Source organism: Pedobacter yulinensis (assembly GCF_003029735.1).
GTDB classification, from domain to species: domain Bacteria; phylum Bacteroidota; class Bacteroidia; order Sphingobacteriales; family Sphingobacteriaceae; genus Pedobacter; species Pedobacter yulinensis.
In genome coordinates this window covers 31,940-56,842 of sequence record NZ_KZ686274.1, presented here as the reverse complement: position 1 = coordinate 56,842, position 24,903 = coordinate 31,940, and the positions used below count along the sequence as shown (strand labels likewise).

Genomic DNA, 24,903 nt, shown 5'->3' with positions numbered 1-24,903 from the left:
ATAAAGGGAAAGGTTGTCCAGTGAAAATCAATGCCCAGCACGATGTCAAAATGTTTGCTTACATGCTGAACCGCCGTGTTCTTCATGGCCGGTTTTTCAGCTTTGATCAGCTGAAGAGGTACGGTCGGTATGCTCATAGATAGGTATTTTAGCCGGTAACCGGCGGTTCGTCACTTATTTCATTTGTTTAGGCTTTTTCGTGAGATCGATCCAGTTTTCTCCAAAAAGTGTACGCATTTCTTCATCTAATATTTTGCCAGCAGCACTTTTTTCTCCATATTTTTTTAACAGGATCCCCGCAACGTACGGCATGGAACTCTGCCGGCGTTTTTCAGGTTCCATTTCCCGTGCAATTTCGAGGCAACGTTCATAGTACCTGATGGCTTCCGCATCGCCGGTTAAAATTCCTTCCGAAAGCTGGCCAAGCAAGCGGGTACATTCCATTGCAATAAAGTCATTGCCGATTTGCTCTGCAATGTCTACAGCTTTGGAAAAGTACGTCTTGGCTTTCGCCTGCTCAGACTGGGACAAAAGGAAACTCCCATAGTTCATGTGTATCTGTGCGGCTACCAGGTTTTTTTCGCCGGCGGCGGTTATGGCGAGTTGATACTCGGAATGGGCCGGCGCCGTTTTCCCTTCGGCGGCCAGGCACTGTGCCAGCATAAGGCGGGCGGTGACCTCTGCTTCAGGCAATTTCTGGCGTCTGGCAATACGGACTGCCTTTTCAAGCGCCGCCACCGCCAGATTGTAGTTGCCTTTTGAGAGCTGGTTGCTCGCTATCAGGATTTGCTGCTGGTAATCGGCCTCGGGATCACCTTTTTTCGGATTGGTAAATTCTGCTGCATGCTGCATCATGGCGGTCAGATCGGTCTCAATCCTGAAGCGAACGGCATCAGCCGCCTTCTTGTAGGTCTGGTGTTTGTGGTGGTCGGTCAGCACCAGTTTGAGCTTGCTGATACCGCCTTTTTTCACTGCCCGGCCCCAGTCGCTGATCCAGTTTCGCAGCGCATCAAAATCGCTGACCACCGTAGGGGCGATCTGTACAAAAATGTGCTGCTCGGCCAGGTGCGGGTACAGCCTGCATAATTCAGCCAGTGCTGCGACAGGTCTGCCGGCGTCTGTACCAGTTGTAACTGTAAAATCCACACCGGGCCAGGCAGCAGTACCCTGCGGCCAGGATTTAAACGCCTCGGCCCACTCAGCCAACAGGCTCTCCCCATAGGTAAGCGGATCAGTAAAATCCTGGTAATGGATCAGGTATACATCATTTGTGCGCGCATCTTCGCGCAGCTGGTATTTGAAATAGGTTTCAAACAGGTGTACCTCGTGTTTTTCGCCAAGGCAAATAAACAGCGGAGACTGGCTGTTTTCCCTGACCACCTGCTTCCAGCGGCGGTCTATTTTTACCATCTCAAGATGAACAGGATTCACAGCGGCGTGGTTTAGTTCAGTTTGATTGTTCCGCTGCTCACATTTGCATTGCTCGTTGCGCCGATATTGATCGTATCTGAAGCAAAATTTGCTTCAGAGCTGCCACTAACCGCAAGGGTTTCTGTAGCAATATCGAGTGTGGTCGCCTCGATGGCGATCCCCGACGTCGGTGCCCCGCCTTCAGGTCCCACACCCATGCCGAGCGCCGAAGTAGCCGAGTGGCCGATGTTTTCGCCCTGCACGGTGATGTTTTTTCCCTTTATTATGATATTGCCTGACATATCCATAGAGAGGCTGCTCTCCCCGCATTTTATAACGATTGTCTGCGAGGTTTCGAACAAAGCGTTCCCTGCCCCATCAAGCGAGATCACGTTTCCGTCCTTATCCTGAACCGTGACACCCGCACCATCGTCAAGTTTCACTGTATTACCGCTTTTAGAGGTCAGGCTTTTGTTGTTATTGCCAGAGCCGCCGCCTCCACCGCTTTTGCCATGGAAGACAGACCCCATGACGATCGGGCGCGCAATATTCCCCTCTTCGAAAGCAACGACAACCTGATCGCCGGTTTCCGGCACCGAAACCATGCCCCGGTTTGTACCCACCTTGTCTGAACTGCCCGCATCAGGTGCCATGACACGCAGCCATTCTGTAGGCTCATTGTTCTGGGTAGCCCACTTGAACTGTACCTTTACACGGCCCTGGCCTTGCGGATCATTGTTGTCTACCACATTAGCAAGCTGCATATCCGGCCGGGGCCGTTTCTTGTCCTTGACCAACAGCCGCTCGGTCGAAGCGACTACAGCCTGGAAGGAATTGCTGTATTTGCCTGTGCCGTCAATGTGGTGGTGAATGGAGGTGACCAGGAATTTACCCAAGTCTTCAGTTTGAAAAGAAAGTTCCCTGCGTACACTCATGGCCACATCGATTACCTTGCCGATTCCGACCATTGGATTCGTTCCTGCCGCATTGACCTGCAGAAGCCCGCTCACATGCGCTTTCTCATCGTTAGCAACATGCTCCCTGATCTCCGAATTACTGGCCACGCGGATCGCGGTGGGCTGCGTAAATACCTTGCTGTACATGGCGTTCGATGCCCGGACAGCATGCACCAGATCAGGCTGGCCATCGGCCTGGCCCGGACTTTCACTTTCCAGCATCTGGTCCTGGCCCGGGTTGTAAGCGAATTTTTTATGTTTAATCGGAGCGACCGCTATGCCGTAATCAAGACTGTTCAGGTCACGTCCGTAAAAGAGCCGAACTTCCTGCTGCTGATCAGGTCGGCCAAAGCACAGCTGCTGTCCGTCATAAAAAAACCATTCATGATACTCTGCCGAGAGCCTGTTCAGGAATTCAAAATCACTTTCCCGGTATTGAATTACATAATCCAGCGGCGCCTTCCTGCTGGCGTTCGAGACGATCCGCAAATCATTTTCCGGTGTTTCGCGCGTAGCGATCTTTACAATGTCATCAAGGGTTTTGTTCAAGTAAGAGCCCAGGTCTTCGCCCCGGTCTATTAAGATACTTGAGCTGAAGCCGGTTACAATGACGTTACCATGAAAACCGTGCGTTTGCGACAGCCTGACACCTGTTACCAGGCCTTTAAAATCCTGCATCTGGTCCTGGCTGTATCCAAAAGACACGCTGACCGGCTTTCCGATAAATTGCCTGCTCTCATTAAGAGAAATCAGACCCGGCTCGCCGACCCGGTCATTGTAAAGCACCAGCTCAAAAGTGTGGTGCGCATTAAATTCCTGGCTGAGCCTGAACGACGAGTAATTCAGGACAGGAGTATCTTCGATGTTGATCTCGACGATAAGCTTTCGTTCCATATGTTTTTCATTTAGGTAGATGGATCATTTCAATACTCCGGGGGTAGCAACCGAAGTATTAAATCCAGGTTTAGAACAAATATAACATTCAGAATCGGGTATTTACCTTTTTCCTTGTGCCAATCTGTCAAATCGGTCTTCGTATTTCGGCGCAGGCCGGGTTCAGAAAAGCTGCCAAGTTACTGCGCACAGCGATCAAGGTCATTGTAAAAAGCCGACATTTACGTCGTTGCAGCCGCGGTGTCCAGCCCTGTTCTTAGAGTCACCTGCTGTTGAACCACCTTAATGGAAAAATCCTTATTTTGCGACAAAAAATAGGATTATATGACGCGCTTTACAAGATCGCTTTTTTGCTTCATTCTTACCTTTCAACTCCTTACCGCCATCCGGGCACAGGACAAAACGGCCCTGCCACTGACTAGCCTGCAACAGCAATTCGTTGATTTAGGCTTCGGCATGTTTATACATTACAACATCCCAACGTATATGCAAGATGACTGGGCAGATCCAGACGCCCCGCCCGCCATTTTCAATCCGAAAAGGCTCGACACAGACCAGTGGGCAAAGGCTGCTAAATCAGCCGGCATGACTTACGGCTGCCTGACAACCAAACACCACAGTGGGTTTGCCATATGGGATACAAAAACAACGGACTACAGCGTGATGAACAGTCCGCTAAAAAAAGATGTAGTCAGGTTGTACGCAAATTCCTTTCGCAAGGCCGGTCTGAAAGTGATGCTTTATTATTCCATCCTGGACACCCACCACAAACTGCGTCCCGGCCACATCACCCCCGCGCACATTGCGATGGTTAAAGCACAGCTCACTGAGCTGCTGACCAATTATGGCCAAATTTCTGCCCTGATCATCGACGGCTGGGATGCGCCATGGTCAAGAATTTCGTATGATGATGTTCCTTTTGAAGAAATTTACAAACTGATCAAATCGATCCAGCCAAATTGCCTCGTTATGGACCTGAATGCGGCCAAGTACCCGGCCGAGGCTTTATTTTATACCGACATCAAATCTTACGAACAGGGCGCCGGACAGCACATTTCAAAGGAGTCCAACCGCCTGCCGGCGCTTTCCTGCCTGCCCATTAATACCGCCTGGTTCTGGAAGCCTGACTTTCCTGAGAAACCGGTAAAAAATGCCACCCAACTGGTACATGAGATGCTCATTCCTTTTAACCAGTCTTATTGCAACTTCATTCTTAATGTTGCGCCAAACCGCGAGGGCCGTATAGACGATAATGCCGTAACAGAATTGGCAAAAATCGGCAACCTTTACAAGCGGGCTGCAAACCCTTCGAAACTGCCTGCCTATGATGCCCCGCTCATTTCCCCGAACCTGGCAAAAAAGAAACCTGTAAACGGTTCCTGGAGCGATGACATGTGGATCATGGATTTTGCAAACGACGACAGTTTTACCACGGCCTGGCGTTCGCACCGCAGCATCAGGCAGCCCTGGATTGAAGTTGACCTTGAAAAGGAATCGCCGGTAAACACCGTTTCAATTACAGAAGCCAAAGCCAATATTTCGGGGTACACACTGGAGTATTTCACCGGGAACAGCTGGAAAACGCTGGAAAAGGGTTCGCAGCCAGGGCGTGTCAAAATACACCGTTTTGACCGCGTCTGGGCTCAAAAGGTCCGCATACGTTTTACGGATTTCAGCACGCCGCCGGCTATAGCGGAAATCGGCATCTACAACGAGCGCAGGTAGGGTTCCGGCCCGGCCAACTTTAAGTTGTGCGGCTGCTGGCAGACCCGAAACGGTCGGCATAATCGTCGAGAAACAGCCCGACGGCCGCATTGGCCCGGGGCTGCCGGCAAACCAGGACCACCTCTGTATAAACCGGCAAGTTGACTGGAATAAAACGCAGGGGCAATTCGGGATGCTGTGTTTGTACGGCCGCAGGCAGGATGGAAACGCCAAGTCCCTGAGCCACCAGCCGCAGGATGGAGTAAACGTTGTTTACCTCATGACTGATATCCGGTTCGAAACCCATGCGGTGGCAGATTTCCAGCAGTTTGGCATGATACAGCGGCGCATAGTCACGGCTGAAAAAGACAAAGGGCTGCACACCCAGCCCGGCCGCACCGGTATCTGCCAGGACCATATCCTGGGGCAAAACCATCACAAAGGGATCCTGAAACAGGGATCGAACCTGCAGGCCCGCAGCCTGGACAGGGGCACGCATAATACCCGCATCGAGCTCACCGGTTTTGATGGCCTCCACCTGCCTGAGGCTGGGCATTTCAAACAACTTGATGCGCAGCAAAGGATACTGTTGCCTGACCTCCTGCAGGCTTTCAAGCAGTTTCGGATGGTAAGTTGAACTGATGTAACCGATTCGGAGTTCGCTTGCAGGGGCATCATGTAAAGAACGGGCCATGGTTTTGCTTTCTTCCAGGCGCGCGAAGATCTCGTCTACCTGCCGTTTGAAATAACTGCCGGCTGCAGTCAGCTGCACCCGCTTGTTGTTTCTTTCAAAAAGCCGTACGCCCATCTCCGCTTCAAGTTCCCGGATCTGCCGGCTTAAAGGCGGCTGCGAGATGAACAACTTTCCAGCTGCTTTCCTGAAATGCAGCTCTTCGGCAACTGTTTTAAAATACAGGAGGTGTCTTAATTCCATGATACCTTACTCATATCGTTAATTGCAAATATTGATATTTTTAAGGTATGGAGCAACAGCCTATGTTTGCTGCAAATCTGATATATGGAACATTTCGAAATTAAAAAATCTACGACCGACGAGATCAGGGCACGATTTGATGCTGATGTAGAACGCTTTTCAAACCTGGAGACCGGTCAGCAAACCATTATGGATGCGCCGCTCGGCCTTGAACTGATTACCGGTGCAGCAGCCCGGCTGCACTGGCAGGCAACCGCAGTGCTGGATATTGGCTGCGGGGCCGGTAACTTTACGCTGAAGCTGCTTGAAAAACTGCCCGGATTGGACTGCACGCTGGTCGACCTCAGCAGGCCCATGCTGGACAGGGCAGCAGACCGCGTTTCGGCTGTGACCAGCGGCAAGGTCATCACAGTTCAGGCAGACATCCGCACAGCAGACCTGACTGCGCAAGGCTATGACATTATCCTGGCCGGTGCCGTCTTTCATCACCTGCGCAGTACCGAAGAGTGGCGGGCAGTCTTCAGCAACATGTATCACCTCCTCAAACCCGGAGGCGGCATCTGGATCTCCGACCTGGTGAGCCATGAACCGCCGGCGCTGGAAAACCTGTTCCGGGAACGGTATGCCGATTACCTGGAGAACATCGGCGGACAGGCATACCAGCAGCGGGTTTTTGCGTACATCGATGAGGAAGATACTCCGCGGTCAACCGCTTTTCAGCTCCTCTTGCTCAAAGAGTGCGGATTCAGCGCCGTCGAGATCTTGCACAAGAATACCTGCTTTGCTGCATTTGGCGCGGTGAAATAAGGCAGGACACCTATATTTGCTCGGTGAACAGGTTTGAAGATATAGACTACTTAAAAGGGGGAACGGCTTCGCAGCAGGAAGTTTACGACCTGCTTTGCCAGGGCCGGTACCTGGAGCAACTGCAGCATTACAGCGTAAGGCTTACAGGCAGCTTTCCGATCGCCGTAAACATTCCCGGGAGCGATGTAGATCTGGTCTGCAGTTTTTCTGACGGGGCCGGATATGTCCGGCACCTGGAGCAGTCTTTCGGGCAGATGCCGGAATTTCGTATGCGCTGCACAGATAAATTCGGCAGCGAGGCCTGGATTGCCAGTTTCAAAGACGGCAACCTGCTTTTAGAGATTTTCGGCCAGGCGCTGCCCGTGGGCAGGCAGCTCAGTTACCGGCACCTCCTGATAGAGGACCGTGTGCTCCGCAAATACGGCAACGAATTCCGTGCAGCGGTTATTTCGCTCAAACGGCGCGGCGCCAGTACAGAAGAAGCTTTCTGCAAACTGCTCGGCCTTCCAGGCAACCCTTATATTGCCTTGCTGTCGCTCGAAAACAATGCCGCGCTGCCGCCATGGCTGCCTTCAGACACAGGAGATCGGCCTGTACATGGCAAGTAAAATATCCGTACCTTTGAAGCCCAAGTAAACAGAATATGATAGACATCGGGCGCTACAACACATTAAAAGCTGAACGGAAGGCAGAACAAGGCTGGATTCTTGAAGACATTGACAGCGACGAGAATGCGCTGCTGAGCTTCCTCGAAGTTCCGAAAGGGCTCAGGGAAGGCGACCTGACCGAAGTCTTTATTTATGCAGATAAAGAAGGGCGGCTCATTGCCACCACCAAACGTCCGTTTGCCTGTGTCGGCGATTTCGCTTACCTGAAAGTTGTATCTGCGGAAGAGTCCGGTGCCTTTCTGGATCTTGGCATTTCAAAAGATGTGTACGTTCCAAAAAAGGAGCAAAAGCGGCCGATGAAAGCAGGTGAATGGCACGTGGTTTACGTTTATCTTGATGCAGTCGACGAACGGTTGCTCGCCTCGTCGAGGCTGACCAATCATGTTGAGAAAGGAAAATACAACTTTGAAGAAGGCGATGAGGTTGAGCTGCTTATCACCGAGCGCACGGACCTGGGCTACAATGCCATTATTGACAACCACTACCCGGGGCTTCTTTACCACAATGAGGTGTTTACAGACCTGCATCCGGGCGAGCGGCACAAGGGCTGGATCAAAAAAATACGTGCCACGCATGAAGTGGACCTGACATTGCAGCCTTCAGGTTTCGGGCACATTCTTAACACGCGCGCCAGCCTGCTCGAAGCCCTGAAAAACAACGGCGGTGTGCTCAGGCTGGGCGATAAAAGCACACCTGAAGAAATTTACCAGCAGCTGCGCATTAGCAAGAATGTCTTTAAAAAAGCAATCGGCGGCCTGTATAAAGAACGGCTTGTCGAGCTCGGCGATCACGAAGTTCGCCTGATAGAAAAAGGATAAACCGGCAGTCGGCTGGCCGCCGGTTCAGGTTATTTACTGCAGGTAACCGCCTTTTTTGAGCACCTCTGCCCAGACCTGGTACCCGGCGGGGATCAGGTGCAAGCCATCGGCCGTCAGTTCTGCCCTGAGGTGTTTTTCTGCGTCAAGAAAATGCGGGTAGAGGTCGATCACCGTTACACCTTTTGCAGCAAACTTCCTGATCTGTTCATTCAGCCACAAAATGTGATCGTCTTTTCCATAGTGATTTTTAAACTTCTGAAACGAGCTGTTGACCGGAAGAAGGGTATAAAAATAGATCTTCGTTTTCCGGGACCCAAGCCTGATGCGGTCAATGATCTTATTGTAATTTGCAAGGATAATGCTGTCAGGGATATTTCTGGCCACATCGTTGATGCCGATCAGCACAAAAACTTTTGCAGGTTTTCCTTCAATGACCTCGTCCAGGCGTTCAAGCACACCAAAAGTAATGTCGCCCGAGATACCGCGGTTCTTTGCCTGGGGCAGACCGAGTAAGGTGGACCAGTTCGCGCCTGCGGTGATGCTGTTGCCGAGAAAAATAAAGTCTTTCTTGCCGTTTGGTTCGGCTCTGAAAGCAGCTACTTTCTCGGCGTACTTTGCCGGGCGGTAGGTGCTGTCCCATTTTGCGGTGACCTGCCCGTTCGCCTGTACGGCAAGCACGCCCGCAAGCAGAAAGAAAAAAACAGACTTTTTTAGATAGTTCATATGTTATACAAGTTTGAGGTTTCTTTTTTCCCGGTTCCAGGTAAAGGCTGTAAAAACGATGGCCAGTACACAAGCGGCTACGATCACTTCGAATCCGCCATCCCAGCCGAAGGCATCGACAACGTGACCAATGGCAATGTTGGCAAACAGTGCACCGCCCATGTAGCCGAACAGGCCTGTAAGGCCGGCAGCGGTACCAGCGGCTTTTTTAGGCACCAGGTCCAGCGCCTGTACCCCGATCAGCATAACCGGTCCGTAGATCAGAAAACCAATGGCGATCAGTGCGGCGTTATCGATCCAGATGTGACCCGGAGGATTTTTCCAGTAAACAAGGACGGCAATGAGCACCAGTACCATATAGATGATGGTTGCGGGCGCCCGGCGGCCCTTAAAGACTTTATCGCTGATCCAGCCGCACAACAGTGTCCCGGGAATACCTGCATATTCGTAGAGGAAATAAGCCATACCTGATTCTTTCAGATCAAAGCCTTTGGCTTCTTTCAGAAAGGTTGGCGACCAGTCAAGAATACCGTATCTGACCAGGTAAACAAAGGCATTGGCAAAGGCAATGTACCACAGCATGCGGTTGTTAAAGACGTATTGAAAAAAAATCTCCTTGGCAGAGAGCTCCTTCTCCTGCGATTCCGAGTAGTTGCGCGGATAATCATTTTTGTAGGCTTCGATCGGCGGCAGACCGCAGGATTGCGGCGTATCCCTGACCATGATAAATGCGATCAGCGCAAAGACCAGTGCAATCATTCCTGGGAAATAGAACATGCTCTGCCAGTCGGCAAAGATCTCGATAGCCAGGATCGCGATCGGACCAACCAGGCCGCCGCCTACATTGTGGGCTACGTTCCAGATTGACATCATGGTGCCGCGCTCCTTGATGGAGAACCAGTGTACCACAACCCGGCCGCAAGGCGGCCAGCCCATGCCCTGGAACCAGCCGTTAATAAACAACAGCACGAACATGACCCCGATAGACGAAGTGGCAAACGGGCTCACGCCCATGAAAATCATGGTCAGCGCTGACAGGACGAGTCCGGCGGCAAGGAAAATTCCCGCATTGCTCCGGTCAGAGACATTACCCATCAGGAATTTGCTGAGGCCATAGGCTATAGACACCCCAGACAGGGCCAGGCCAAGATCGCCTTTTGAGTAACCCTGTTTAATGAGGTCGGGCATCACCATAGAAAAGTTTTTTCGCACGAGGTAGTATCCGGCGTAGCCGAGAAATATACCCAGGAAAACCTGGATACGCATTTTTTTGTATTCCGGGTCAATGCGGTTTACCGGAAGCAGCGGCTGGTGCGGTGCCGGTGCAGGAAATAATTTAAAAGACATTCGGTGTTGGCTTGTTGATCGGTGTGTGAGTTGGTTTTAAGGTGCGAGCAGGTCAGGATAATCTGATATGATGCCATCTGCGCCAAGGGCTTTCAGGCGCTCAACGTCTTCTTTGGTATTGGGTGTCCAGGGCAGTACCCTGACGCCTTTTGCATGACAGGCGGCAACCAGGTCGGCGGTCACCGCATTATGATCAGGACTATAAAACACAGGCATGAAGCCCAGTCGTTCCAGGTTTTCAGTAACCTTCGGCGCCTTTTTCCTGTCAAGCAGATAGGACAGCATGACTTTTGGATATTTCTCATGGATGTATTGAAGGGCCCGTACATCAAACGATTGGATAATGGTCCGGTTCAGTACCTTTTTCGCTTTCAAGATCGCAATAACATGCTCGCAAAAATCCGGGATTTCTGGATGTTTTACATTGTCGCCGCCCGCCTGCGTTTTGATTTCCATATCATAGAACATCTTCCGGCCTTTTATCGCCGCATGCCCTTCAGCAGCTGTGATCAGATCTGACAGCAACGGAATGTGCGTTTCTACTTTTCTCTGGCGGGGAAACTGGGGGTGCGGCTTCAGCCCGGTTTCATATTGCTTCACCACTGCATAGTCCATGCTGTACCAGTAGAGTTTTTTTCCTTCTTCAGCGGTTATTTCGGCTCCCGCCGGAGGGGTAACAAATTGCAGGTTCACATACGGATCATGCGTAACGATGACCTGTTTATCTCTGGTAACGCCGAGATCCATCTCAAGCGTGGTCACGCCCCTGTCAATCGCATCCAGCATCGCTGGAATGGTATTTTCCGGCATCAGGCCGCGGCCGCCACGATGTGCCTCGGTACTGAATCCAGGCAGGCGCTTTGCCAGTCTGACATGCGGTTGTACGCTTGAACAGCTGCTTGCAGCCAGCGCTGCAACCACGAGAAGCTTGGGCAATTGTTGGTGAATTTTCATTTACAGGTTTTAAAAGTGTGTGTGTCAGGATAACTGAAAGCATTGGGCAGATCCCAGCGCGCTTTATAGATCTTAAGACCTTCCAGGTCAAAGATGACGTTACTTTTGGCGTCAATAAGTTGGTTGTTGTACCACTTTCGGTTGGTATCGATGGCGCGCAGCATCATCAGCGGATACCTTTCCGGTCCGGATGAAAGGCTCTTGATGCGGTCCAGTTTTGAAACTTCAGTGAGCTTTTTACCAACCATGTCCACCAACCATGTGTGGTCATGGGTCGACAGCCAGAGCCGGTCCTGGCCAAAGACGGGAAAAAGGTCGTGCGAACCGCCATCCGGAAGCTCGATTTGCTCCTTGATCGTCAGTTCCGGCGCATCGCAGTTCATGTTGTAACTCAGCCCGTACAGAACCTGCCCGCCTGTAGCCCACAACAACTGGCGCTTGCGGTCCCACACTACGTTGTGTGCATCGGGCATTTTGATGCGCGACGTGCGGACTGCAGCGGCAGCCACCGCTGTATCGGTGCGGATCAGGGTCAGGTAACCGCCGGTACTGGATGCAGCAACGATGTTGCCATCGGGCAGGAGTTCTGCAGAATGTGTATTGCCGCCGGCATATACCATGAATACAACTTTTTTATCGGCCAGGCGAACCAGGGCAACGCCTCCTCCCGAAGCGGTGATCAACAGGTATTGTTGCTGGTAGACCGGCTTCACCTCGCTCAGGTTGCTGAACCACTTGCGGGCGCTGTCAGGTACATACTGGTCTACGCGCCACTCCCAGTCTACTTTCGTCTTGCCGGCCTCTGCCCGGATTACCCGGCTCTGGCCTTGTTCTACAGCATAAAAAAACTTAGCCTGTGCACTTGCCTTCAGTGCCGGCGTGCAAGCCGAAACCAGCAGAATCAGATATAAACAGTTTTTAAACATCCTTTTTGATCTTATATTTTTCGCCAAAGCGGTCGGTTACCACCACTTCGACGTTTTTGACGCTGGCAGGCAGCTGCGCCAGGAACAAATGCTCGGTGCGGTGCGGCTCAACGAACGGACGTTTTTTTGGCATGTCCTGACCCCTGTACAAACGTACACATTCGGGATCAAAACCCTTGGTCATTTCCATGTTACCCATCTTCCGGCCATCGGCCAGGTATTCAACTTTCCATTGCGGATCATAGTTCCAGACGTTAGCGATCAGCCTGACTTGTTTCGCTGTGCGTTCCACGTCTAAAGACACCTGGTGTGTTTTCGGCAAACCAGTGCCTTTATAATACCATTTAACGTTTTTTCCGTTCACTTCGTAAACACCATAACCCCGCGGACTGCCGTCGCTGCATACGGGCCCGGTCCACCAGGCACCGCAAACGGTACCATGGTTGTGCTCGTAAATGTTTTCGCTGATCTGCACATTCCTTGAATAGTGCGTGTGTCCTGAAAGAATATGCACATTTTTGTATCCCTCCAGCAGGGCATACAGCGCTTTGTTGTTTTTAACAGAATTGTGCACCGGAATGTGCAGGCAAATAAACAGCAGGTTGTCTTTTGGAACTGTTTTCAAATCCTGCTCCAGCCAGGACAGCTGCTGTTCGCTGATGTACCCGTCATAGGTACGCTCTACGCCAAGGTACCGCACATCATCGAATACGACATAGTGCGCTTTGCCCCGGTTAAAGGAATAATAGGTTGGGCCGAATTGCTGTTTAAAGGTTTTGTCTGAGGTTTCGTCGCCACCCTGGCGGTAATCCATATCATGATTGCCGAGCGCCTGGAAAAACGGAATGCCCATTTGTTTAACTGCCTCGTTGTAATCGGCGAAAAGGGCATGATTATCCCAGACCAGGTCGCCAACTGCGATACCGTGCACCGGAATGTTCCCCATGCTGCGTACCAGTTCCTGTACATCGGGTACGGAGGTAGCCATCATCTCCTGGACATCGGCCTTGGTTTTCACCTGCGGGTCGGCCCAGATAAGAAAGTTGTGCCGGTCGTCATTTCGTTTCAGCTGAGTCAGGTTAAAGTCGTACGCGTTGCGCACACCCAGTGTGTCATATTGCCTGGCCAGGTTATAATCTGTTTTGAATTCATAGCCGGCCGGTGTACTTATAAAAACGAATGAGGCTTGCTCATGCGGTTTCAGGCTATACTTGCCTTGTGCGTCTGTCCTGACAACGGTATACCCGTCTGAGACAGACACACCGGCAATTCCGCGTCCACCTGCTGATACGCGGCCCTGAATGGTTGCTGCACGCTCAAGCCCGGCAAAAGCGCTGCTGTTTAAACTGATAAAAGCACTGCCCGAGAGCAGGCCCAGACGCTGTATAAAGGTTCTTCTTTTCATTTGTGTTTTGGTAGTGCGTACGGCCAATTTATGACCCGGCGGGTTGATCTGCCGCTGGCCGCAAAAAAACGCCGAATACCCGGTTCCCGGGCATTCGGCGCAAAAATCAACTATCTATCCTCCCGGATGAGAAACATTTTATCCCCTCGTTTAATTTACCGGTATCAGTGTGGTTGGCGCAATCGTGTCCCGGCGCGCCACATTACCGACATCGTTCAATATTTCCTGGATGGTTACGCCTTCCAGGTCTGTACCTGTTGCAGTTTTTGTCAGGTCGATATCCCGCTGTGCCCGGGCTTTTTTCCACCGCCCGGTAATGGTGTTGTAAACACCACCGAGTTTATTGAAATAGCCCTTATCACGGTCGCCCTCAGGATGGTAAATCATGCCGATGGTGTTGGTGCCGCTCAGGTAAAAAGGCTGTTGGCGTTTTGTAATTGGATCGATCCGCTTATAGAAATCAGTCCTGGTCACTCTGAAGCCGGCAGCCGGCGACGCACTGTATACGTTTCCGCCGTTGCCGATAAAAATACAATCGATCGGGATGCTGTTTGCATCCACATTGGTCCCTTCAAAGAGGGCGAAACCGGATGTATTGCCACTGTTGGCCAGCAGGTTGGTCGTGTACAGGCCAAAGCCTTCGCCGTTCCCTGCGGGGTTTGCGGCCGGCGTGGAGGTGGTGTAATTTTTAGCTTTGATCCATTTCAATGCACTGATCGAAGTGGAGTTCGCACCGTTGATCAGCCTGGCAGAGCCGCCCACATAAAAAAACTCCCCTTTCTTTACAGTGCCTGAGTTGAGGTTAAACTTGTAAGACCGCGCAGTCTGGCCCGCAGGGGTACGCGGCGCATCGATGCCGATGGCCCAGCCTTTTGTTGGGAACACACCGGTTGGCACTGAAGTTCCGGCATTGTTGGTTACAACAACAGAATAGGGCGTCGTAGCGAAGTTGATGTCGCGCGTAGCCATGAATTGCATGTAGTCATAATTGCCGTCGCCCCCCTCAGGATCCTGCATGTAACCGGTAATGACGGCTGCCGCAGGCGGTTCTGCCGCGGTGCTTACCGGGTCCACATTGTTGAAAGTGTTCATGGCCAGGTATGGTGAAAGTTTACCAGCCTGGTTAACGGCACTCAGCACAATACCATAGTAATTTGCACTGAAATTCAGGCCTCCATTGTTGGCAAAATTCGCTGTTGATCGCGTGCGAAGAACGAAATCATCAAAGCCATCATTAATCACCTTGTCACCGGCATACTTGTCTGTTGGCTGTGGCAGCGGATCAAACAGTGCATCGACAATGACGACAAAGGTGCTTTCATATTCGTCCGGTTTGGCAAGGATCAGCGAACTCGGTACGGGATTCAATGGTACAGGCACATTGCTTGCTATTTTGGTAATATCGCTCATTGTTACCCCTTGCACCTGCAGGATGCCATCGCGGCGGGTCAGTGTTTTGCCCACCATCTGAACGGAGATCGAATCGCCGGGAACAAACTTGGCGGCATCTGCACCCAGTGCAATGGCAATACCCCTGAATTTGTTCAGCCGGCGTTTGTCCTGGATGATGAGTAGGCCTGATGGAAGGTTACCACCTGAATGGTCTGATATAACCAGGCCGGTAATTTGCGTGGAGCCCAGCATGGTCTCCTCGTTCAGCGCCAGGTCAACGCCGCTGTACAAGCCGCGCAGGTCGAGCAACGGAATATATTTATAGACTTGCCCGCCCGGATAATTAGATTTTTTACAGGCCGTCCACAACAAGGCGCTGGCTGCAAAAACAAAACTGATATATAAAATCTTCTTCATGTCGATACGTTTATTTAGTTGCTTTTTTGCCACCACACATTGGTTGAAATAAGGTCTGGTCCCTGGGCTGCAACTGCCGCAGCGTAATTGGTTGGATTGGCTGACTGCACGTAGACCGGATAAACCATACGTGCCGGCATCACACCGCCATTTCGCAAGCCCGGTCCTTTTGGCAATACCGGATGCCCGGTGCGGCGGTATTCAAACCATTGCTGCAGATCGGTCGAGAACAGTGCAAAATATTTTTGAATATGGATCTGTTCCATCTTCACGTCAAGCGATCCTCCTGCTTCCCACATGAGGTCAGCATTCTCAATATATTCTGCAAACCTGGGTACACCTGGCGAAGCAGAAAAGGCGGGTACCCAATAGTTGATGGCAGCAGCGATCCCGTTGTAATAATAAGTTTCTGCCGAACCGCTGATCCAGCCTTTCACAGCAGCTTCAGCCAGAATAAACTGCAGTTCCCCATAAGTCATCAGGATTCCGGTAAGCGGATTCACCTGAAGCGAGCGCGTTCCGTTGGTTGTGTTGTCAAAGGAAATGAAGTACGCCTGCCTCACAAAACCTGAGCCTACCGCATAACCGCTGGGAACACCCGAGTATCCTGAAGGTCCCTGCGATATTCCGAGCCTGTTTACACCGTTGTCGCCGTTTGGCGCGCTCGCGTCCAGGCGCGGATCGCCCCAGTCGCGCAGGTGGTCAATAAAGAATGACGCCATAGAAGGTGCCCGAAAGTCCTGTGCACGTACACCATTTACAAACGGCGAGGTATACGGGTCTGACGTATTCGAACCGCCGTTCCACCTGATGAATGCCGCATCGGCATTGCTGGTCATAATCGGGTAGTTGGCCCGGTTGGTCTCGGCAATTTCCTTTATTTTAGCTATAACCTGTGCTGAAACTTCCGGTTTGCCTGAAACACGCATCAGTAAACGCAGGTACAGGGTGTTGCAGAATTTGCGCCACTTGGTAATATCCCCCTTGAACACCGGATCGGAAATGGGCAGAATAGGCGTTCCGGCACTAAGCAGCGTGTTGGCTTCTTCCAGTTTTTTGAACATATCCAGGTAGATGTCTTTCTGACGGTCGAAGGCAGGCTCGAGAATTCCCTCCTTGCCCTTGTTCGCCTGCAAGTAAGGCACATCGCCGTAGGTATCGGTCAGTAAGGAAGACACCCAGGATTGTGCAACCAGCGAAATACCCTGGTACGACTTGTTGGCAGATGCCCCGGTCGATGCCAGCTGGTACACGTCTTTCAGGTTGGTAAGCTGGGGATACCAGCTGTTCCAGAGGTAATCTGAGAATGTGTTCCTGAATTCATACCTGAATACGGTTGCATCACCATCGCTGATCGAGACAGTAACCTGCATCAGTTCATTATTGAAGTTCCGATTGCGCAGCATGTTTGCGTTCATCACGTTAATAAGTGCCGGCGCCAGTAGTTTTTCAGGGGTGGTCTCCAGGATGTTAATCGGATCGGTATTGATCTCGGTAAAGTCCTTATCACAGGAACTGAGCAGCGAACTCATCAAAATCAAGCTCCCCAGCGCTGTATGTTTTAAATTTTTCATGTCTCTTTAATTCTTAAATGCCAATAACGAAGTTGAAACCAAATGTCCTGGTCGACGGGAATTGAGCCACTTCGAAGCCCTGAACAATGTCGCTGCCGGCAAGTGTTCCAAACTCCGGGTCGAACATTGGCCATGGAGACCAGATAAACAGGTTGCGGCCATACACACCGAAACTCATCGAGTTCAGGCCAAGCGATTTGGCCACGCGCGGACTGAATTTGTAATTAAGTGCAGCCTCGCGGAATTTAATATAGTCTGTGCTGAAGGTGTTGCCCTCGGCGTTATCGGTTCCCATATGCGAACGGTAATACTCATCGATATCATTTGCAACCACATCGTTCGGCCGGAATGAGCCGTCGGGGTTTTGCACCACACCATTGCCGATAATGCCGCTGTACCGCCCCGGGAGCGTGCTGGTGGTCTTGCCCTGTTCAACAAGTTTGTAGTTGGTCAGAGAGTGGCCCACAGCGCCCATCTGCGCATCGAACAGGACATTCAGGCTAAAATTCTGATAGGCAAACTCGGTACCGAGTGACGCGCGGTATTTCGGGATGGTGTTGCCCAGGTAAACCACGTTTTGCGAAATTTTAGCAAAACCGGTTGTGCCGTCGTAGATCACATTACCCTGCGGATCGCGCTCATAACCACGGCCATACAGGTCGCCCATTGAACCGCCCACCCGGGCTACAATCTGACCCCCGCCTACCGGACCGGTACGCAGAATGACTGAACTGTCTGCCAGCTCTTTGATCTGGTTGCGGTTGGTAGAGAATGTACTGAACATGCGCCAGTTAAAGCCCTTCCCTTTGCCTTTGATAATGGTACCGTTTACTGAGGCTTCAAAACCGCTGTTATCTACCCGGCCTGCATTGATCAATGCCGAGGTGTACCCCGACGAACGGTCAACTATCCTGGTCAGGATCTGGTTTTTGGTATTTCCCGAGTAAAAGGCTACATCGACATTCAGGCGGTTTTTGAAGAAGTTTACTTCTGCGCCGACCTCGAAGGTGGTTGTTTTGAGCGGCTGAAGATCCGGGTTTGGCAAAATAGACGGGTTTAGCAGCGCACTGTCGGGGTATTGCCCACTCGCAGCCAGCCCATACGTATAAGCCGTACGGTAAGGTGTGGTACTGCCGCTGCCTACCTGCGAAACCGAAGCGCGCAGCTTGGCGAACGAAATCGCTTCTGGAAGTTTAGTTACTTCAGACAGTACAAAACTGCCGCTGACCGAAGGGTAAAAGAAGCCTACATTATCTGTACGAGTCGGCGTGGCCAAAACGCTGCTCCAGTCCTGCCGGCCGGTCACGTCAAGGTACAGGTAATTTTTATAGCCTAAAGACACACTGCCGAAGAAACTGTTAATGTTATACCGGCTGGTGTCCGGGATGGACACGATCGGGAACCGGTTGTTGGTCAATTCATAAAGCTTAGGAATGACCAGGCCATCTGCGCGCAGATCCGAACGGTTGTACCGGTTTTTCAACTGGCTGCCGCCTACGAGCGCATTCACGTCGATTTTACTGAACTTCTTGCTGTAGCGAACCAGGAACTCGTTATTGGTTTCGCTGCCGCGTATTTTTTGTTCACGGTGTGAACCATAGGGCAGTTTGCTGCCGGCATCATACGGACGGTCCTGTGCACGACGCTCACCAACCCAGTCAACGGTTGACCGCAGCTGCAGGCTCAAAGCCTTGGTAAACTGGTAGGATGCAGTTACGTTGGCGGTTACATTATGGCGCCCTGTCCGGTTTATGAACTCATTTGAAATGGCATATGGGTTTTCAGGGAATGAACTGAATGGATACTCTATTTTAAGGTTCTCCTGGCCATTCTGCCAATAGTTCTTCAGCCAGTTCAGGTCGGCATTGGGCTGCCAGAAAATGAACCAGTACATCAGCGACTGGTTGCCGTATCCCGCGCCCGGCAGGTTATCGCTAAAACGGTTACCATAATTGAGCTTGGTGGTCAATTTCAGCTTTTTTGTAATGTCTGTCGTTGTCGACAATGCCGCCGTTGTACGCTCGAAACCGGTATTCGGAATAATCCAGGTGTTTTCCTGGTTCGTGAGCGAAAGACGGCCTGTGGTGCTACCAATTTTTGTATCAATGCTTAGCGAGTTGCTCAGGTTCTGTCCAGTTTCGAAAAACTCGCGGATCTGGTTTTTATAAGGCACCCATGGCGTACGGACAGAAGCCTGACCCTGTTTCACCGGATCATATTGATAAAACATCAGGTTGGGGTCGAACCGCGGGCCGTAAGCAGAACTTGTTCCGCTGGTGCTGAGTCCGTCAGGGCCCTGGTCATAAGAATAATAGGTAGCGCCGTCTGTGCCCTGACCATATTCATACTGCAGATCGGGCCAGCGGTTCACAGATTCGAGTGAACCATTAGAGGTAAACTTGATACCGATCTTATTTTTCTTGTTTTTCGAGCTGCCCGATTTGGTGGTAATGATAATTGCACCATTGGCGCCCCGTTGTCCATATAACGCAGCGGCACCAGGTCCTTTGAGCACCGAAACGCTTTCAATATCTTCCGGGTTGATGTCGTTCAGCGAACTGCCATAATCAGCGGGCATGTTATCACTGCCCGTTCCATAGACGTTGTCAGAGCCGTTGGCAGACCGGCGGCCGCCACTGTTATTGATCACCACGCCATCTACAACGATCAGTGCTTCGTTATCTCCTGTCAGGTTGTTCTCACCCCGCAGGATGATTTTGTTTGAGCCCGCCGGACCGCTGTTTGAGCGAACCAGGTTCAGACCAGCTACCTTGCCCGACAACGCGTCTGTCCAGTTACTCGAGACGGCACGCGTCAGGTCAGTGCTGTCCACTTTGGTTACGGCGTAACCCAGCGATTTTTCTTCACGCTTAATGCCCAGGGCGGTAACAACAACCTCATCGAGAGCATTACTGGCCGGCTTCATGCGAACGAGCACATTTTGCGCTGCAGCAGTAAAACTTCGGCTTAGCTGGGTGTAACCAACAATACTAAAAGTGACCTGCCCCCCCGCAGCAACACTGATCGAGAACGCGCCGTTTACGTCGGTGGTTCCCAGCACCTGGCGTTGTGCATTCATAATGTTTACACCGATAACCGCACTGTTATCAGCATCGTCCACTACCCTGCCCTTTACCACCAGGTTTTGTGCGCGGACTCCCAGTCCGGACAACACAAGCACAAAAGCGATGAGCAGCGCCCGCCAGGATTTGCCGCTTGCAGACGAACCGGCATCGCGTGAGCGGCCTCGCGGGCTTTCCGCTTGCAAGACCCCGGTTTCCAGGGAGTTGCAGACAGACAAAGCTTGAGTAGAATTTTGATTCATAAATTCAAATAGAAGATTAATAAATAGCGTTATTTCGTTTAATTTCGTTTTACCAGGCATAACTACCTGACGGGCACCGCGTAAATTTTGTATGTTTAATGGACCGGCCGGGATACAGACCGGTTTTCTTTTGCATGACGTGCCTTCTCAAAATTTTTATCTGAAGACGCCTGTGCTTCATAAAACTCACTGCTGGTTCATATTTGGTTATTTCGTTGCTTCCGGTATTTTTCACTTCTTTCGCTCAAACGTCCATTAACAACAAAACGAAACTATACATAATTATTCGTAATGCAAATTTTTTTTGAACTTGTTACAGAAAGAGTTGAAGGGTCCCGCAGCAACAGCACACCCAGGTCGTATTTTAATTAAATTAAAGTAAATTAAACAAAATAACAACTAATATTAAATCTTAGTAACAAAAAATGCCCTTTCGGGCATGGCTACAGTAGAAAATAAATAAAATTAAACAGCAAAAGACCCGCTCACGCGTTGCGAAATCAGCAGCAGGTTATCGAACATGGAGTTTGCAGCATCAAGGCAGTTCTGTGCTTTGCCGGGTGAGACATATATTTCCAGTACAGACTGAAAATGTTTCCACCGCGCGGCCAGTGCATCTCCGTAAATACCATAATATGCAAAAGAAAGACCTTCAAAATGCGGAATCTGAACCAGCTGCCTGCGGATCATGTTTCCGCCAAGCGTGGCGCCTTCAAGCACATACAAAGCGCCAAGCTGCGACGCAGCAGATTTTTGCGGGAACACCATTTCACCAGGATCAATTCGGGGGAATCTGGCAGGATCCAGTTTCGCCTCTGCAGCATCCTGCCTGAGTGCCGGCAATTTTTTCCTCGAATCCAGACCGAGTTCTGCAGCAATTTCCGGGTCGAAACCGGCGAACAGCCCGGGCTCGATCAATTCGTGCGCCAGCAGGTTCACAGCCAGGATCTGCCTGTACTGGTCAAAGCTAAGCGACCTTGACATAATTTCATGAACAAACATGGCTGACTCGAGCGCCTGGTGGCGGTCGGCTGTCTCTGAACGTAAACGTTGTGTGATCATTAAACTTTATACGGACCGGAAATTATCAGTTGACGCGCAAATGGTGATTGAACCAAAATTTCTGTACAGAGTCAATACACTGAAGCAGCTTCTCATAACCATCGGGTTTGGTGACATAAGCGTTTGCACCGAATTCAATCGACGCACGCACATCTTTCGGACTGTCTGAAGTTGAGAACAGCAGCACGGGAACGGTCTTCATTGCGGGAATTTCACGAATGAAGCGCAGGATGTCGAGTCCGGAAATATTAGGCAGGTTCAAATCGAGCAGGATCAGCTTCGGAACTGTTTTTTCATCAATCAGGCGTTTGAGTGAGCTGATCGCTTCCTGCCCGTCTGAGGCAACCCTTAAAACCAGGTTGTCTCCTATTTCCTGTATCGCGTTTTCCATGAAAAACACATAATCGGGATCGTCTTCTACGTAAAAAATATCTGGTGCCTTCACCGTCTGTTCTCCTATCTGTTTCTAAATGCAACAAAAAAAGTGGTACCTGTTCCGAGTTTGCTTTCAAACCAGACCCTGCCCTGGTGCCGTTCAACAATGCGTTTCACAATGGCCAGACCAACGCCAGTTCCATCTATATCTGCCACATTATCCATTCGCTTGAAGAGTTCGAAAACCCTGTCGTAATAACTGACGTCAATTCCTATGCCATTGTCAGCAATACTGTAGACGGTCTCACCGCCCGCGACCACACCGTTTATCTTCACCCGCGGCGCGGGATTTTTAGACGAGTATTTGACCCCGTTGCCGATAATGTTTGAAAAAACCTGGCTGAGCATGGTGCGGTCGCCACGTAACGGCGGTGTCGCACCAACCTCAATTGTCTCGTCTGCCGCCTTCATGGCCGTTTTTATTTCCTGGGCAATCTCCCCGATCAGTGGTCCCATTTCCACATCTGTCATAACGATTTCCGCACGTCCGACTTTTGAAAGATTGAGCACTTCACGGATCAGGAAATTCATTTTCTCGGTGCCTGCGACAATCCGGTTAATCATTTTGCGGGAGCTCTCGTTCAGGCCGAAGTTTGTTTTTAACAGCATTTCTGCATAGGTCCTGATCGAGGTAATGGGCGTGCGCAAGTCGTGTGAGATCGTATAACTAAAGGTGTCCAGCTCTTCGTATGCGGCCTGAAGTTTTTCATTTAGTGTCCGGATGGCGGTTGCTTTGTTGTTGATGTCTGCAATGACGATCTCCCGCAGGCTCAGTACCGCGGTGATTTCCTCCTGTGTCCACCGCTCTGAGGTATTCCTGACTTCCTGCGTCCAGGATTCAAAGGATTTCCGGGGCGAGAGTTGCATCAACCCTTCCGGTCCCGGTTCAGCAGGTTTTTCAGGATTCCCAGCCCACTGCACCAGGCTGATCCGTTCGGGCTTGAACCAGATCATCATTTCGCTGAGTTCCCGGCTGATCAGGCAGGACAATATTCCGGCAGCCTTTTCTTTAAAAGCAGAGGCAGGCCTGTAAATTTCGGGCAGCTGATGGGTATGGTAAACCGAGTCGCCCATATTTTGTTTTAGCCAGGCAGCCAGGGCAAGGACTTCGGTTTCAGCCGGCGTCTGGCCAACCAGTGTAACCGTATTCTCGAAAAGCAGCGCCGCGCCATGTGCCTCGGTGCAATTAACCAGTGTGCGTTCATGGCTGGTTAGCGCATCGACGAGGTTTTTGTCTTTTGCCAGGTAGGCGGCCAGCATGGCTGCACTGCTTTTGAAAGCCGCCACCTTATCGGCATCTTCTTCCTCTTGCCTGTACTCTAAGGCTGAGGAAAGAATCTGTCCCAGCAACTTGGCGCCTTCGCGCGCCTTGTAATCAATGTATTTAGGGCTGTAGTTGTGACAGGCAACAAGGCCCCACAACTGGTCATGCGCAATGAGCGATATACTGAAACTCGACGCCACGCCCATATTTTTCAAGTACTGGATATGAATGGGAGAAACGGCCCGCAGCTGGGCGAAGGTCAGGTCGAGCGGCTCTTCTGTGTTTGCAAGGAGTGCCGCATCCTGGCTGTGCACATCGGCAATCAGCCTGGTCAGGTTCAGTTTATACAGTGCGCGGGCCTGTTTAGGAATATCGCTTGCCGGGTAATGCAAGCCATAAAAAGAGTCAAGATGCGCTTCCTTCTCTTCTGCAATAACTTCACCATGGCCGTCTTCCAGGAACTTATAAATCATGACACGGTCGTAGCCGATGATCCGTTTGATCTCAGTAGCGGCGCTGTGCAGCAGGGCCTGAAGATTCTTCCCGCCAAGCATGGCAGATGCAGAACGCCCCACCGAACCCTGGATGTCGTATTCAAGGCTGGCAGGCTCAAATTCAAGCAGAATAGTACCCTTGTTCAGGCTGCAGATCAAATAAAAAGAAGCCCCCGCAAGTGTGATGGCGTGCGGATTAATGGCATCAAAGCTCTGACGCTGCAAGCCAAGCTGCAGCAGCTGCGTTACAGATAAGTTGTCATCATGTTTAGTCAGCAGATTCTCCAGCACCGACAGGGGGCTGCCGGGCAATGTATCGGGATCTACGGGCAGCCAGGAACCGATATGATCACTAACAGCTGTAATGATAAGTGTCTTCTGCGCCACAGCGACAGCGAAACCGTGAGACTGGATCTTCCCCGGTATCTGGATCGGCTCTCTGTCACAATTGGTCAGATCGGCCTGGAATGTACTCATGCAAAAAAATTAGTTTACAAAACTATCAGTATTTGCGAAACTTCAAACCCGGGAAACAAGAAAGGTGTAACTGCCGGGAAGAAGACGAAAAAAACTGCTTTCGGGCGCATTCGGCTTCGAACCCCTGATTACTGCACAAAAAACTGGACATTATTTCACAAAAACAGACACTTTTTCGGCGTTGCGGCTGCTATCCTGCTTTTAAAACGGGGGCATCAGAAAGTTATCAAACAAAAAAGTTGTACGGAATCAAAAAATTGCTCTGGCCAGGATTTTTTTTTAAGCTGCAGTCCAGACACTTAGAAAAAGTGGTTGTTTTGACAGGGAATAAACCCGCAACAGAATTTAACCTGGCACCTGGTTTGTAAAGTATCTGCCGAGAGCGTTAATTTAGATGACGGGGGTATCCATTCTGGATATCTCCGTTTTTTTTTGAACTTATTCCGTTCGCGGTACAATTTCATTATTAAATAATCGATACGATTGATATCTTTGCAAAAGATTATCATAGACACTTAACGATCCTTGTCAAAAAAGAAGATACTGGTTATCGAGGATAACCATGCCATTTTAGATGTCATAACGCTCATTCTGCAAAGCGAAGCTTTCGAAGTATCCGGCCTGAACCGGGGTCTTGAAATGATGCGCCATATCGAGACTTTCGAGCCTCACGTCATTGTTATGGACATCATGCTGCCTGACAGTGACGGACGTACGCTCTTAAAAGAACTGCGCGGCAATCCCCAGACCGCAGAGATTCCCGTACTCATGATATCTGCGCGTTACCATTCCGGCAATTATGACGAAGGCGGCCTGAAAGCAAATGATTTCCTGGCTAAGCCGTTCGATATTGATGCGCTGATGGACAAGATCTACGCGCTGCTCCCTAAATAAATTTTAATTTAATACTAATTATT

19 protein-coding genes are annotated in these 24,903 nt (G+C 50.7%); 5 read left to right on the top strand and 14 right to left on the bottom strand.

Features of this window, described 5'->3' with window-relative positions; all coding sequences use genetic code 11:
- Nucleotides 1-174: 174 nt before the first annotated feature.
- Both C7T94_RS19205 and C7T94_RS19200 read right to left on the bottom strand, forming a co-directional pair.
- Nucleotides 175-1,431 (bottom strand): tetratricopeptide repeat protein, encoded by a 1,257-nt coding sequence (locus C7T94_RS19205; RefSeq protein ID WP_162618771.1) that lies wholly within the window; start codon nt 1,429-1,431, stop codon nt 175-177.
- 11 nt (nt 1,432-1,442) lie between these two features.
- Nucleotides 1,443-3,260 (bottom strand): type VI secretion system Vgr family protein, encoded by a 1,818-nt coding sequence (locus tag C7T94_RS19200; RefSeq protein WP_107217742.1) that lies wholly within the window; start codon nt 3,258-3,260, stop codon nt 1,443-1,445.
- 324 nt (nt 3,261-3,584) lie between these two features.
- Between C7T94_RS19200 and C7T94_RS19195 the strand changes: the two genes are divergently transcribed.
- Nucleotides 3,585-4,985, top strand: a complete 1,401-nt coding sequence (locus C7T94_RS19195) for an alpha-L-fucosidase (RefSeq protein ID WP_107217740.1) — start codon at nt 3,585-3,587, stop codon at nt 4,983-4,985.
- A 19-nt stretch (nt 4,986-5,004) separates the two neighbouring features.
- On the opposite strand, the gene C7T94_RS19190 is transcribed toward C7T94_RS19195, so the two are convergent.
- Nucleotides 5,005-5,898: a LysR family transcriptional regulator gene (locus tag C7T94_RS19190; RefSeq protein ID WP_107217738.1), complete on the bottom strand. Its 894-nt coding sequence runs from the start codon at nt 5,896-5,898 to the stop codon at nt 5,005-5,007.
- Between the two features lie 84 nt (nt 5,899-5,982).
- Here C7T94_RS19190 and C7T94_RS19185 point away from each other — a divergent pair, with 84 nt between their 5' ends.
- Genes C7T94_RS19185 through C7T94_RS19175 form a run of 3 tightly spaced genes read left to right on the top strand, consistent with a single transcriptional unit; the run spans nt 5,983 to nt 8,191 of the window.
- Nucleotides 5,983-6,705: a class I SAM-dependent methyltransferase gene (locus C7T94_RS19185; RefSeq protein WP_204353331.1), complete on the top strand. Its 723-nt coding sequence runs from the start codon at nt 5,983-5,985 to the stop codon at nt 6,703-6,705.
- Between the two features lie 23 nt (nt 6,706-6,728).
- Entirely contained in the window at nt 6,729-7,313 is a 585-nt protein-coding gene (locus C7T94_RS19180) for a DUF4269 domain-containing protein (protein WP_162618770.1), read from the top strand.
- Nucleotides 7,314-7,348: 35 nt separating this feature from the next.
- Nucleotides 7,349-8,191, top strand: a complete 843-nt coding sequence (locus C7T94_RS19175) for a CvfB family protein (protein ID WP_107217735.1) — start codon at nt 7,349-7,351, stop codon at nt 8,189-8,191.
- 33 nt (nt 8,192-8,224) lie between these two features.
- Here C7T94_RS19175 and C7T94_RS19170 read toward each other — a convergent pair whose 3' ends face one another.
- From C7T94_RS19170 to C7T94_RS19115, 11 genes are all read right to left on the bottom strand, one after another.
- Nucleotides 8,225-8,914: a GDSL-type esterase/lipase family protein gene (locus tag C7T94_RS19170; RefSeq protein ID WP_107217733.1), complete on the bottom strand. Its 690-nt coding sequence runs from the start codon at nt 8,912-8,914 to the stop codon at nt 8,225-8,227.
- 3 nt (nt 8,915-8,917) lie between these two features.
- The gene (gene glpT / locus C7T94_RS19165; RefSeq protein ID WP_107217730.1) at nt 8,918-10,261 is read right to left on the bottom strand and encodes a glycerol-3-phosphate transporter; all 1,344 of its coding nucleotides are present in this window, start codon (nt 10,259-10,261) and stop codon (nt 8,918-8,920) included.
- Between the two features lie 36 nt (nt 10,262-10,297).
- Nucleotides 10,298-11,215: a glycerophosphodiester phosphodiesterase family protein gene (locus C7T94_RS19160; RefSeq protein ID WP_107217728.1), complete on the bottom strand. Its 918-nt coding sequence runs from the start codon at nt 11,213-11,215 to the stop codon at nt 10,298-10,300.
- A complete protein-coding gene (locus C7T94_RS19155) occupies nt 11,212-12,141 on the bottom strand; it encodes a DUF6528 family protein (protein WP_107217726.1) in 930 nt (309 codons plus the stop codon). Before C7T94_RS19155 ends, C7T94_RS19160 begins: the two co-directional genes overlap by 4 nt.
- A complete protein-coding gene (locus C7T94_RS19150) occupies nt 12,134-13,546 on the bottom strand; it encodes a calcineurin-like phosphoesterase C-terminal domain-containing protein (protein ID WP_107217750.1) in 1,413 nt (470 codons plus the stop codon). The genes C7T94_RS19155 and C7T94_RS19150 overlap by 8 nt, the downstream gene beginning before the upstream one ends.
- Nucleotides 13,547-13,696: 150 nt before the next feature.
- Nucleotides 13,697-15,355, bottom strand: a complete 1,659-nt coding sequence (locus tag C7T94_RS19145) for a DUF5689 domain-containing protein (RefSeq protein WP_107217748.1) — start codon at nt 15,353-15,355, stop codon at nt 13,697-13,699.
- A 14-nt stretch (nt 15,356-15,369) separates the two neighbouring features.
- The gene (locus C7T94_RS19140) at nt 15,370-16,929 is read right to left on the bottom strand and encodes a SusD/RagB family nutrient-binding outer membrane lipoprotein (protein ID WP_107217725.1); all 1,560 of its coding nucleotides are present in this window, start codon (nt 16,927-16,929) and stop codon (nt 15,370-15,372) included.
- Between the two features lie 13 nt (nt 16,930-16,942).
- On the bottom strand, nt 16,943-20,254 hold the full coding sequence (locus tag C7T94_RS19135; protein WP_107217723.1) for a SusC/RagA family TonB-linked outer membrane protein: 3,312 nt from the start codon (nt 20,252-20,254) through the stop codon (nt 16,943-16,945).
- A gap of 465 nt (nt 20,255-20,719) precedes the next feature.
- The gene (locus C7T94_RS19125; RefSeq protein ID WP_107217719.1) at nt 20,720-21,316 is read right to left on the bottom strand and encodes a biliverdin-producing heme oxygenase; all 597 of its coding nucleotides are present in this window, start codon (nt 21,314-21,316) and stop codon (nt 20,720-20,722) included.
- A gap of 25 nt (nt 21,317-21,341) precedes the next feature.
- Nucleotides 21,342-21,761, bottom strand: coding sequence for a response regulator (locus tag C7T94_RS19120; protein WP_107217717.1), 420 nt, complete (start codon nt 21,759-21,761; stop codon nt 21,342-21,344).
- Nucleotides 21,762-21,772: 11 nt separating this feature from the next.
- A complete protein-coding gene (locus C7T94_RS19115) occupies nt 21,773-23,986 on the bottom strand; it encodes an ATP-binding protein (protein ID WP_107217715.1) in 2,214 nt (737 codons plus the stop codon).
- A 525-nt stretch (nt 23,987-24,511) separates the two neighbouring features.
- On the opposite strand from C7T94_RS19115, the gene C7T94_RS19110 reads away from it, so the two are divergent.
- The gene (locus C7T94_RS19110; protein ID WP_107217713.1) at nt 24,512-24,880 is read left to right on the top strand and encodes a response regulator transcription factor; all 369 of its coding nucleotides are present in this window, start codon (nt 24,512-24,514) and stop codon (nt 24,878-24,880) included.
- The last annotated feature ends 23 nt before the right edge of the window (nt 24,881-24,903 follow it).